Origin of the sequence: Nocardia carnea NBRC 14403 (assembly GCF_000308515.1) — a bacterium.
GTDB classification, from domain to species: domain Bacteria; phylum Actinomycetota; class Actinomycetes; order Mycobacteriales; family Mycobacteriaceae; genus Nocardia; species Nocardia carnea.
Window position 1 is genome coordinate 100,892 of the sequence record NZ_BAFV01000003.1, and the last position, 11,394, is coordinate 112,285.

General features: G+C 68.5%; 9 protein-coding genes. 3 read left to right on the plus strand and 6 right to left on the minus strand.

The features are described from left to right. Positions 1 to 23: 23 nt before the first annotated feature. Together ON22_RS01025 and ON22_RS36460 are read right to left on the minus strand one after the other, a co-directional pair. A complete protein-coding gene (locus ON22_RS01025) occupies positions 24 to 740 on the minus strand; it encodes an ESX secretion-associated protein EspG (RefSeq protein WP_033243888.1) in 717 nt (238 codons plus the stop codon). Then, on the minus strand, positions 740 to 928 hold the full coding sequence (locus ON22_RS36460) for a hypothetical protein (protein ID WP_156052273.1): 189 nt from the start codon (positions 926 to 928) through the stop codon (positions 740 to 742). Before ON22_RS36460 ends, ON22_RS01025 begins: the two co-directional genes overlap by 1 nt. Positions 929 to 2,587: 1,659 nt before the next feature. Here ON22_RS36460 and ON22_RS36465 point away from each other — a divergent pair. Next, positions 2,588 to 2,779: a hypothetical protein gene (locus ON22_RS36465; RefSeq protein WP_156052274.1), complete on the plus strand. Its 192-nt coding sequence runs from the start codon at positions 2,588 to 2,590 to the stop codon at positions 2,777 to 2,779. Positions 2,780 to 3,017: 238 nt separating this feature from the next. On the opposite strand, the gene ON22_RS01035 is transcribed toward ON22_RS36465, so the two are convergent. Then, positions 3,018 to 3,392: a hypothetical protein gene (locus ON22_RS01035; protein ID WP_033243889.1), complete on the minus strand. Its 375-nt coding sequence runs from the start codon at positions 3,390 to 3,392 to the stop codon at positions 3,018 to 3,020. A gap of 662 nt (positions 3,393 to 4,054) precedes the next feature. On the opposite strand from ON22_RS01035, the gene ON22_RS01040 reads away from it, so the two are divergent. Beyond that, positions 4,055 to 5,335: an ROK family protein gene (locus tag ON22_RS01040; RefSeq protein ID WP_033243890.1), complete on the plus strand. Its 1,281-nt coding sequence runs from the start codon at positions 4,055 to 4,057 to the stop codon at positions 5,333 to 5,335. Between the two features lie 153 nt (positions 5,336 to 5,488). On the opposite strand, the gene ON22_RS01045 is transcribed toward ON22_RS01040, so the two are convergent. Continuing rightward, the gene (locus tag ON22_RS01045) at positions 5,489 to 7,087 is read right to left on the minus strand and encodes a DUF2207 family protein (protein WP_033243891.1); all 1,599 of its coding nucleotides are present in this window, start codon (positions 7,085 to 7,087) and stop codon (positions 5,489 to 5,491) included. Between the two features lie 320 nt (positions 7,088 to 7,407). Here ON22_RS01045 and ON22_RS01055 point away from each other — a divergent pair, with 320 nt between their 5' ends. Beyond that, positions 7,408 to 8,319: a neutral zinc metallopeptidase gene (locus ON22_RS01055; RefSeq protein WP_033243893.1), complete on the plus strand. Its 912-nt coding sequence runs from the start codon at positions 7,408 to 7,410 to the stop codon at positions 8,317 to 8,319. Position 8,320: 1 nt separating this feature from the next. Here the strand turns inward: ON22_RS01055 and ON22_RS01060 are convergent, their stop codons facing one another. Further along, on the minus strand, positions 8,321 to 9,016 hold the full coding sequence (locus ON22_RS01060; RefSeq protein WP_033243894.1) for a TetR/AcrR family transcriptional regulator: 696 nt from the start codon (positions 9,014 to 9,016) through the stop codon (positions 8,321 to 8,323). Further along, positions 9,013 to 11,289, minus strand: coding sequence for an MMPL family transporter (locus ON22_RS01065; protein ID WP_033243895.1), 2,277 nt, complete (start codon positions 11,287 to 11,289; stop codon positions 9,013 to 9,015). The genes ON22_RS01060 and ON22_RS01065 overlap by 4 nt, the downstream gene beginning before the upstream one ends. Positions 11,290 to 11,394 lie beyond the last annotated feature (105 nt).

Sequence of the window (11,394 nt, forward strand, 5' to 3'; positions counted from 1 at the left end):
TATTGCGGAGCGGCTCCAACATCTCAGCGGAGACGCGCGAGCCGGGTGAGTTCGGCGGCCAGCCGGGCATCGCCGGCCGGGGTGAGCGACAGGTCGGTCCCGGCGGCCAGCAGATAGCGTCCGTCGCCGGTGAAATCCAGCCAGGTGCGGTGGATCGGCGGCGGCGACATCGGATTCTCCGGTGCGATCGTGATGGTGAAGAACCCGCGGGCGTCGATCGGCCGGTGCAGCGCCTCGCGTAGCCGGCGCGCCCGGATCTCCGCGGCGCCGGGCTCGCCGGGGCCCTGCTCCGGGCAGAGCACCGCGGCGCGTGGTTCGCGCATGGCGGGCAGGCGCCCGGCCCGGGCCGGGCCCAAGGTGCTGACCAGATGTTTGCCGATGGTTCGTGCATGACAGGCGATCAGGGCGATCTCCTCGTTCTGCGCCCGTACCAGTGCGCCCCAGTTGCCGAACCCGACCGCGACCGCGAGCACGGGATCGCCGCGATGGCCGGAACCGTCGAAATCGTCCCCGAATACGGTCACCCGCGTGACGTCGGTCCGGGCGAGAAACCGCAGAGTTCCGGTGAGATCGGGGTCGCCGTTGGGCGGGAACCGATGTTCCAGTTCCAATGCCGCCCGCGCGCTCTCGGTAGCGGCGGTGGCCCGCGGCGCGAGATCGATGGGGTGGGGCCGCCGGTCGAGTCCTGTCTCGGTCTGCCAGATGTAGCTGAACTCGTCCGGCGTGAACACCCATTCCATCAGCGGCTCCCGCCGCCCGGGTCGTCGTGTTCGGCTCGTTCGGTTTCGGTGTATTCGCCGAGAACCGGGGGCACCTTCGGATCGCTCGCGGTCAGAGCTTCGTTGGGTGCGTGCAGGTAATCGGGGCTGGTCCGCTCGGAATCGGCCGGGCGGGACGGAGGTACACCGGCGGTGGATGGCAGAGGCATGCCCGCGGGGACCAGCCGAACCGGCCGCTGCGCGGGATGTTCGTACCCTTCCGCCGTGGAACTGTTCGGGCCCGTTCCGGCGGGGCCGAGCGTTTCGCGTTCCCCGGGAAACGGTGGATGGACCACCGGATCGGTATGGCCGGCCGGGGTCCGGACGGACGGGTCGGGGGAATAGGGGACAGCCGCCGGCCCGGGGGCAGCGGTCGGACCTGATGTGGTGGGCGCTCGGACCGCCGGTGCATCGGGTCCGGGGGTTCCCGGCCCTGTGCAGGTCTGATTCTGCGAGCCGCCGGGGGCACCCGGCCCCGATTCTGAGTGGGGCGGGCTGCCGCAATCGATGCTCGGGCTGTCGGTCCAGCCCGGGCACGGGACACCAGGTCTGGTGGTGCCGGTGCTTCCTGGTCCGCTGGGAGCCGCCCCTTCCGGGTAGGTGGAGGGGGCGGTGACCGATCCGTCGCCGGCCGGAGCGCGGCCAGGGCCTTCTGACCCGGCCCCGCACGGAGGGGCCTGTCCGACGGGCACGGTGTTTCCCGCCCCATCGGGAGACCCTCCGTTTCCGGTGGCGGCCGGTGCGCCGGATGTGGGTGCCGTGGCCCCCGGTGCGGAAGCGGGCGGTGTGCCAGGGGCTGTGCCCGGTCCGCCTGTGAAGGTGGGCTGGATGCCCGGCGCCGGACGGTGTTGGGCCGTATTGGTGCCCGGGGCGTGCGCGGGCCCCGAAGTGCCGCCGGTCGAACTGCTGTGGCCCGGTGCGGCGCCACCACCCGTAGTGCCGGGCGGCGAGGGGGGAACAGATCCGGCCGGGGGCGGACCAGCCGGGCCGGGTCCGGCCGGGGCCGGGGCGGCCGCGCTGGGCCCGGGCAGGATCGGGGCAGCTGCGCCGGTGATGGCTGGACTCGCCGGTGAGCGCGGCGAAAGGTCGGTGCCGTCCGGGCCGGCAGCCGGGCCTGTTCCGCGGTCGATCGGGGCCGAGGAGGGCTGCACGGCAGGTTCCGAGCGTGCATGGTGAGAGTCCGGCGCAGATGCGGCAGCGGGTGCTGTATCAGCCGCAGGCGCATCGGGGTGCCGGGGGGATCCGGGGGCCGGAGTGTTGTTCGGCTGTGGAGATTCGCCCGGAGGTTCTGGGGCATCCGCTGGGGAGGATGAATCGGAAGGAGTGCCCGCCGGTTGCCATTCGTTCTCCGGGGCGGCCGGCGTGGGTGCCGCAGCGTTGCCGGGCGACGTTTGCGCCCCGTCGCCGTGTCGGCCCGGCAGGGTGACGGGAGCTGTGTCCTCGTCGATAGGTGACGTCGTGGATCCCGGCGGATCGTTTTCCGGCGATTCGGGGTCCGATCCGACGGTCGTTCCGGGGCCCGTGCTCGGTGCCGGGGCCGGGACTCGTTCCGAAACGGCTGGTATATCCGGGCCTTCAGGCGCCGTGGCGAGCACCGTGGGAAACCGTGGAACGTTGTCACCGCTGGCGGGGATCGTCGGGTTGTAACCGAAGGTCATGGCGTCCTGAGCTGTCGCTGTCACCGCGGCCGTCGCGAGGTTGTGGGCCGTACGCCGCTGCGCTCCGCCGGCTGCCTCCACGGCCGCATCGGGATCCGGCCGGTACGGTTCCGATGGCGGTGGGATGGCCGCCCGGACCGATTCGGCCGCATCGGAATTCGCCGTCATGAGATGCCGGAGTGCCCGGCAGACTTCGACGGTGCCGTCACCGGCCTGTACCAGGGCGGTTGCGGCCTGCGCAGCTGCCCCGGCCGCGATACCGGACCATTCGCCGGACAGCCGGGTGAGTTCGCGGGCGTGCTCGTCGAATGCCGATTCCAGGGCGTCGGCGGTACGACCCCACGCGTCTGCCACCCGGCGTAGCTCGGCCGGTGCCAGCCGCTCGCGTGCGAGGTCCCAGATCTGCTGATGGGTATAGGCGTCGAATACTTCACGATCCGGTACGTAGGCCGGATCGGTGCCGGTACTCGGTGTACCGGCCTGCCCCTGATATGTCACGGTCGGCCCCCTTGCCTGTCGGTCCGCGACCACCGAAACGTGCTACGGACCGTGTGGTTTCAATTCTTTTGCACCCCTGCGTGATTCGATATGATGCCGTACATCAGGGGGTATCCGCCAGCGCAGCGGCCAGAGCAGCGGCGTTCGCCGCATCGGCCTCGTGGAACAGTGCCGCCGCGGCGAGGTAGGCCGCCTTGTGCCGGAGGGTGGCCTGTTCGAAGGCATCGAGTACCTCGAGGTACTCGCGACCCTTCGCGTTGAACCCCGCGGTCAGTGCACGCCCCGAGGGGAGGTCCGGAAATCCGGACACCCGGGTGAGGTCCGCGGCGTCGGTCCTGGCCTGCCGCACTCGTTCCACGAGCCGGTCGCAGGAGGCGGCGAGTTCCCGGGCCGCATCCGCCGACATATGGAATTCCCCGGCCCGGGCCGATTCGTACAGCCGAATCCCTGCCTGCTGCCCCAGATCTGGTACGGACATCGTCTTCCCCCTTCGACTCCCCGCCTCGTGCTCGGAGCATAGCAGCGGAAAATGTCCCGGACCAGGGTCGATGTACCTGGTCCGGGAGTTCTGAGTAAGGGTCGGGTGGTCGGCCGCCGGGTTCACGCCGATTCTCCCGTGTTGTCGGGGGAAGTATTCCCCGGATAATTCCGGACAATTATTCCGAATCCGGTTCGGAAGGATATTCTCCGGAAATCTGCGGGGAATATATAAGCGCCCGGCATCGGTGATTCACCGCATGTTTGCGGATATCGGACCGCCGGCGGATACGGTCGCCCGGCCAGGCCTCCGGTGCGCATTTTTCCGGTTGCCGGCGCGGCCGGGCGGCCGATGCGCCGCGGTCGGAAGGCGCGCCGTGAATCCGCTGTTGACCTGGAGAAACGCCCGGGAGCTGGATGCGCGGTGAACGAACCTCTTGGTGCGGCGCCGTACCGGGTGTTAATTTATTTGTTATGTCTACCAGCGGCACCACACCGAAGCCGGTCACTTATGTGACCGCTGCGCTCGGTTTGCGCCTGCCGCTCACCCGTGAGTTGTGTTGCTCCCGCCGCCGCGGTTGAGCGATTTCGATCCACTCGCCGCCTCGTTGCAGCATCTGTAGGCATATACCGGCGTCGGCCGGAATCAATCGAGGAAATCATATGGCTGTCCGCACCGCCGAACGCATCGCGTCGCAGGCTCCCACTACCCGCACCCGTATCCCCCGCCCCGTCGTCCCCCCGGACCTGCGGATCTCCGATAACCCCGCCGCAGCCGTGCTGCGGTCGGCCACCACCGGGCCGGTGTTCCGTGACAAAACCGCCCGCGCCACCGGTTTGAGTATCGCCACCGTCAATCGGCAGGTTTCCGCGCTGCTCGCGGCCGGGCTGTTGCGTGAACGTGCCGACCTCACCGCCTCCGGCGCGGTGGGCCGGCCGCGCGTTCCGTTCGAGGTGGATATCGACACCTTCGGCACTCTGGGTATCCATATCGGCTCCGCGTCCACCCGCATCGTGGTCGCCGACCTGCGAGGGCGCATTCTCGGCGGTCTCACCATCGCCACTCCGCAAACCGGTCAGGAATTCGCGGTCAAAACCGTCGCGCACAGTGCGAAATCTTTCCTGCAGCGTTGGTATCGGCGCACGCCGCTGTGGGTGGGGGTGGCGATCGGCGGCCGGGTCGACCCGAGCACCGGTGTGGTCGACCATCCGAAACTCGGCTGGCAGGAGGCGCCGGTGGGCGCGGTGTTCAGCGAGGTGCTCGGACTGCCGATTTCGGTGGCACCCCATGTCGAGGCCATGGCCGCCGCGGAGCTGTTGTTACCCGGCGTACAGCAGGATTCGGCCGAGGCGTCCGAGCAGGCTCATGCGCACGGGAGCAGCTTGTACTTCTATGTCCGTGAGATGGTCGGTATTTCGGTAACGCTGGACGGTCGCGTGCACACCCCGAACAACGGTCCGGGCTCGATCGCGCATCTACCGACCGGCTCCGGTGTCGAATGCCAGTGCGGCCGGCGCGGCTGCTTGGAGGCCACCGTCAGTGATCGCGCGCTACACGCCCGCGCGGTGGGACGTGGAATCATCCCCGCGTACAACGGAAAAGCCAGTTCGACGATCGGCGACCTGTACCGCGCCGCGGTACGTGGCTCGGAACCGGCCCGGGAGCTGCTCGCCGAACGTGCCACCGTTCTCGGGCAGACCGTGGCCCTGGTGCGGGATATGCTCAACCCGGACCGCGTGGTGCTCGGCGGGCAGGCCTTCACCACCTACCGTCCCGGCCTGGCGCATGTGGCGCGCTCGTTCAACGAGGCGACGGTTCTGCCGCCCACCGATATCCGGGTCACCGGCTACGCGTCGAAGGTGCAGGAGTTCGCGGCCGTGGTCACTTCGCTGAGCGCCCTTTATGCCGACCCCGTCGCCGCGCTGCGCCGTATCCAGGCCTGACAGCGCGTCCGTACGACCGGGATGTGAACTTCTGCTCCCGCGTCGTCCGGCCCAGTTCACCGGCAGTCGTAGGGGGCTGGCCTGCGCGTTCCTGTCGGCGGCCTTGCTGACCCGGCCGGGTCAGCAAGGCCGGAGGGAATGCACCATCGCACGTCAGCGTGTCGAGAACACGCCCTCCACCGCGGTGATGAAGTACGGGAAGTGTCCGGCGAATCGGTGCAGGTCCCGGTCGCCCTCGAAACCACCGAACCAGTACAGCCCGGGATCGTCGTCGGCAGACGGGTCGATATCGCGGAACGTGCGCACCCAGTTGTCGGCGCGGCTCCAGACGATCATGTAAGACAGCCCGCGGGAGAACACAAGTTCCCGGTCGCCGGCGGGAATCTGTGCGCTGTCCACCTGTTCCAGGCCCTGTTGCAGTCCGCGCACCTGGCCGGTGAGTGCGCGCCCGTAGGCGGTGCGGGTGGGCAGGAATCGCTGGGCCGCGAGCAGTCCGGCGCCGGCGAGTGCGATCGCGACGCCCACCAGCGCGTGGCCGGAAAGCAGCGCCGCGGCGACAGTCACCCCGGCGCCGAGCACGATCAGGGCTCCGCCGAGCCAAAGCGGTATGCGGCGCCGGGCCGGGTCGATGAACGCGCCGCGCTCGACCGCGTCGGCCAGCATCGTGCGGCGTAGCGGTTCCGTCGTGAGCCTGCCCGGGGAACCCAGATCGGCGACCGTGACCTCGTCGGCACCCGCGGGGAGCAGAGCGTCGTAGACCGCTCGCTCGTACGGCCGGAGCTGTTCGTCGGCCGGGTTGACCCGGACCATCCGCCACTGGGTTTCGCCGATGCGCCCGATCCAGAGGTAATTGCGCACCGCCAGGTCGACGACGGTGGCGGCGATATCGGTGGTATCGGCGTGCCCGTCGAGCAGAACTCCCGCCGCGCCGGGCAGGATGCCCGCGGGAGAACTGAACTGGGTGCGGCCGTCGGCGTGGACCAGGGGCTGCATCGGTTCGGCGGCACCGGTCTGCCGGCGTGCCCAGAGGATGTACCCGGCGAGTGCAACCAAGGCGGCCAGCAGTAGGGCGAACGCGATGAAGACCGGACCGGTGATCGCGAACGGTGAGTTGCCGGGACCGCTGATATCGGCGTTCGACGGTACGGTGCCGGGCGGAATCTGCAGCGTCAGATCGACCGATTCGCCCTTGCGCAGGTTCGTCTGGTCCAGGTAAAGGACCCCGTCGGGTTCGATGCGCACTTGGGCGCACGGCCGCGTATCACCGATCGGACCCAGCAGGCATTCCACGATGCCCATTTCGAAACTCGGACTGATCAGGCTGGCGTGGATTTCGGCTATATCGACATTGAGCACCCCGAACCAGCGGAACACCTGGCTGCCCTCGGCGTCGCTGACCGTGTTCTGCACCGAGTAGCGGAAGGTCGACTCGCCGGGCCCGGCCTCGATGGTGAACAGATCTCCGGCCACCTGTGCGGTTCCGGGGCCGGTCGTTTCGATATCGGTGACCGCGAACCGGCGTTCGGAATCCTCACTGATCTGCACCCGCAGCGGCAGGGACATGGTGAATTGTTCACCGGGCGGAACGGTCACCCGCTCGGTCACCTCGAGGATGCCCTCGCGGCTGAGTGTCATGTCCAAGTTCAGAATCACACCGGCCGGTTCCTGTGCCTGCGCAGTGGGCGTGAACAGGGTGAACAATCCGGTCAGTGCGAGTAGTAGCGCCGCGGCGCCCCCCCGAAAAGTGAGCATGGTCCGTAACTTTAGACAGCTTGCTATCCTGCGTCAGCGGCTGTTGGCGTTCCGAGAATTCGAGAGGTACCGGGGGAGTGACTCGACCACCTTATGAACGTGGACCGGTTCCTCCTGGTAGACAGCCGATTCCACCACGCGGGCGACCGCAGTACGGTCCGCCGCCGGTCCGCCCGCAGCAGCCGCCACCGCACGGTATGCGACCGGGATATCCGGCCGCACCGGGGTATCCGCCGCCGCGACCCGGTTATCCGCCCCGGCCCGGCCCGCCGCCACAGCGCGGTCCGATACCGGGATACCGGCCGATCGTTGCCCCGCCCATGCCACCGCCGGTCCCGCAACGGCCGCTGCGTGGCCGCCCGCCCCGGCCTCGGCGTGGTGGCGGCCGGACGCTGTGGATATTGCTCGCGGTCATCGTTTTCGTGGTGGCGGCGTTGGTTCGCGGGGCCCTGGATTCGGGTGGGCTGAGCGCGCTCGGGCCGCAGCCCGACCGTGGTTTCGACACGGGTGTGACGGGGCCGTCCGAAACCGGTACCAATCCACTGCTCATCGATACGGCCGCGACCCTCATCCCTGCCGACTGCCCCTATACCGAGTGGTCGACCGACGAGGAAACGGCCCGCGCCTTCTTCGGGAGTGCCGAGAAATGCCTGGAGGCGGCCTGGCAGCCTGTACTGGAAGCCGCGGGGTTGCCGTTCGAACCGCCGACCGTCGAGGTATCGGCCACCACCGAGGGCATATCCACCCCGTGCACCGGCTCGACCAGTAATTTCGCCGCCTTCTACTGTCCGGCCAATCGCACGGTGTATATGCCGATCAGCCAGCTGCAAACCGACTACTACGGGGACAACTGGGTGGTCTATCTGTCGGTGTTCGCGCACGAGTACGGCCACCATGTCCAGAACCTGTCCGGCATCCTGCTCGCGGCCAACGGTGAACGTGTCGATGCGGGTGCGCAGAGCCCCGAGGGCTTGGAGCTGTCGCGGCGGGTCGAACTGCAGGCCAACTGTTTCGACGGGATGTACCTGGTGTCCTCGGCGGACGGCGGTTCGCTGACCGCCGAACAGATGTCGCAGGCGCGCACGGACGCCGACAACCGCGGTGACCAGAGCGGCGATATGCGCGATCACGGCACGCCGGAGAACGGCGGGCGCTGGTTCGGGCTCGGTGTGGAACACAACCGGACGGCGCAGTGCAACACCTTCACCGCCCCCGATGATGCGGTGAGCTGAATCAGTCCGCGGCAGGTCCGGTGCCGCGCACCCGGTTCCGTAAGTGCGTGAGCCAGTCCGTCATCTCCGCCGGGCCGGTCTCGGGGCCGATCAATTCGGTGACGACATGTCCGGCACAGGCCGCGTCGAGCACCCGGCCGGCCACGGCCATCGGATCCCCCCACGGCAGGAACGGTTTCGCCAGCAGCAGGGAGGCGATACCGTGCGCGGCGGCCCATAGTTCCAGCACCAGCGGGGTCGGGTCGCCGCGGTCGATCAACCCGGCTGCCATGGCTTCTTCGACTGTGGTCGCGAAGAAACGGAAGGCGCCACTGGTCAGGACGAGATCCACCGCGCCGTGTGTATGGGTGGGGATGGTGGCCAGCCGGTATTGCTCGGGATGGTCGAGGGCGAAACGGACATAGGCGAGGCCGAGCCGCCGCAGCCGGAGTGGCGGTGAGTCGGCCGGGTCCACCGCGGACTGCATGGCGGTGTTCAGCGCTTCGAAAACCTCGGCCACCGCGGCCTCGATCAGCGCGTCCTTATCGGCAAAATGCCGATAGATCGACGGGGCGCTGACACCCACCATTCCGGCGACCGCGCGGATGGATACGGCCTCGACGCTTCCCGTCCGTTCGAGCAGTTCGCGGGTCGCGGTGATGATCTCCGCCCGTAGGCGGCCACCGGTTCCGCGCGGTGACCGCGGCCGCCCGGTCATACCCGCACCGGTGGTTCGGCGGCGGCCGGCCGCGGTTCGGTTTCCTCGCCCAGCCCGAACCGGTCGTGCAGGCGGGCCAGCGGTTTCGGTGCCCACCAGTTGAGCGGGCCCATCATCCGCATCAGCGCCGGTACCAGCAGTGCCCGGATGATGGTGGCGTCGGCCAGGACCGTCAACGTCAAACCCAACCCCATCAGCTGGATGAACGAGACCTGCGAAGTGACCAGTGCGCCGATCACGATGGCCATCAGCACGGCGGCGGCGGTGAAGATCCGGCCGGTGCGGGCCACCCCGATCGCGACGGATGCGGTGTTGTCCTCCGCCGCGAATTCGCCGCCGGTGCGGCCGGCGCGCCGGCGCAGCCATTCTTCCCGGATCCGCGACAGCAGGAATACCTCGTAATCCATGGACAGGCCGAAGGCCAGGCAGAACATGAGGATCGGCATGGTCGGCACCAGGTAGCCGACGGCGGTGAAGCCGAGCAGGCCCTCTAGGTGGCCGTCCTGGAATATCCACACCATGGCGCCGAAAGCCGCTGTCAGCGAAAGGGTGTTCAGTAGTAATGCCTTCAGCGGCAGGATCACGCTGCCGGTGAACAGGAACAGCACGACGAAGGTCGCCAGGACGATGAGGAGCGCTGCCAGCGGAAGCCGGTCGGCGAGTGCGTCGAGGGAATCCTCGTTCATCGCGGCGGCGCCGGAGAACAGTGGGGGCGCCGGTGCCGGTACTTCCCTGAGCTCTGTCAGTTGATCGCCCCCGGCTGGGGAGAACGGGTCGAGGGAGGTGTTCACGGTCAGATAGGTGCCGGTGTCGTTGGCCATCCCCGGCGGGGTGGGCGCGAGCCGGTTACCGGAGACATATACGCCGGCGCTGGACAGCACACCCGTGACATCGTCGACTTCGGACAACCGGGCCGCGTAGGCGCCGACACCCTGTTCGTCCTGGTAGCCGTTCAGCACGATCGTGGTGTTACCGCCCGGATCGGCCCGCGGGAATTCGGCGCGCACCTCGTCACCCACCTGCCGGCTGGCGGCGGTCTCCGGGAGGACTCGCTCGTCGGGATAACCGAATTTCACGGACAGGAACGGCGATCCCAGCGCCAGCAGCAACGCCACGATCACCACGGATACCGAGATCGCGAACCGCATCACCCGGAGGACCAGCCGGTACCAGCCCGTCTGTTCCGGAACCATGGCGCCCAGCGGCGCCGGCTCGCGTCCGAACAAACGCAGCAGCGGTGCGCGCAGGTCCAGGGCGTTCACCCGGTGACCCAGCAGTACCAGCGCCGCCGGCAGCACGATCACCGAGGCCGCCGCCGCGGCCACTACGACCGCCACACCGGAATAGGCGAACGAACGCAGGAAGTACAGGTCGAACACCAGCATCGCCGAAAGCGACAGTGCCACGGTGAGGGCGGAGAACAGTACGGTGCGGCCCGCGGTTTGCAAGGCGCGCACGGTCGCGGCACGGGGGTCCAGGCCGCCTGCGAGTTCCTCCCGGAATCGGCTCACGATGAACAGGCTGTAGTCGATCGCCAGGGCCAGGCCGAGTGCGGTGGTGAGGTTCATCGCGTAGATGGACACATCGGTGAACAGGGTGAACAGCCGCAGAATCGCCAGGGTGGCGGCGATCGCGAACAAGCCGACCAACAGTGGCAGCGACGCCGCGACCAGGCTGCCGAACACCAGTATCAGCACGAGCAGGGTCAGCGGTATGGCCGCGGCCTCGGCGACCGCCAGATCGTGGGTGATCTGTTCGTTGACCTCGTGGAAGGTGGCGGCCGCGCCACCCGCCCGGACGGTGACCCCGTCGGTTGTGCCGGTCACCTGGGCGCTGATCTCACCCGCGGCTTCCTGCATCTGGGTTTCGTCGCCGGCCAGGTGTACGGCGATCAGTCCGGAATTGCCGTCGGTACTGCGCAGCGCCGAGGCCACCGCGGGAGAGGGTGCGGTCCAGTACGACTGGACGCTGGTGGTGCCGGGATGCGCGCGGATCGTATCGACGGCCGCCTGTGCCCGGGCCTGTACGGCGGGTGTATCGACCCCTTCGGGGGAGTCGACCAGCAGGATGTAGTTGGGCGCGGCGCCTTCGAAATTCTCCGCGAGCAACTCCGTGGCCTGCGTCGATTCGGCATCGGAGGAGACGAATCCACCCGATTTCAGTCCCGATGCGGCGGTGGCGCCGAAGATACCGCACAGCAGCGCGACGGCCAGTGCGCCGACGAGTATTCCCCGCGGGTATCTCGTGACGAATTGTGCGATCCGGATCAGCATGTGCAAGCCCCCGCCTCGATAGGTTAGTGGCGTTAGCGTAACGCTGTTAACTCATCGACGGAAGACCCTTCCATCGATGGAGGTCCGCCGACGGGCCGAGCCCCC

Bases quoted from the DNA above. Each gene is read 5' to 3' on its own strand.
- ON22_RS01035 (WP_033243889.1), bottom strand. From the start codon at position 3,392: ATGTCCGTACCAGATCTGGGGCAGCAGGCAGGGATTCGGCTGTACGAA.
- ON22_RS01060 (WP_033243894.1), bottom strand. From the start codon at position 9,016: ATGACCGGGCGGCCGCGGTCACCGCGCGGAACCGGTGGCCGCCTACGG.
- ON22_RS01025 (WP_033243888.1), bottom strand. From the start codon at position 740: ATGGAATGGGTGTTCACGCCGGACGAGTTCAGCTACATCTGGCAGACC.
- ON22_RS36460 (WP_156052273.1), bottom strand. From the start codon at position 928: ATGCCTCTGCCATCCACCGCCGGTGTACCTCCGTCCCGCCCGGCCGAT.
- ON22_RS01055 (WP_033243893.1), top strand. From the start codon at position 7,408: ATGCCACCGCCGGTCCCGCAACGGCCGCTGCGTGGCCGCCCGCCCCGG.
- ON22_RS01040 (WP_033243890.1), top strand. From the start codon at position 4,055: ATGGCTGTCCGCACCGCCGAACGCATCGCGTCGCAGGCTCCCACTACC.
- ON22_RS01045 (WP_033243891.1), bottom strand. From the start codon at position 7,087: ATGCTCACTTTTCGGGGGGGCGCCGCGGCGCTACTACTCGCACTGACC.
- ON22_RS36465 (WP_156052274.1), top strand. From the start codon at position 2,588: ATGCCGGAGTGCCCGGCAGACTTCGACGGTGCCGTCACCGGCCTGTAC.
- ON22_RS01065 (WP_033243895.1), bottom strand. From the start codon at position 11,289: ATGCTGATCCGGATCGCACAATTCGTCACGAGATACCCGCGGGGAATA.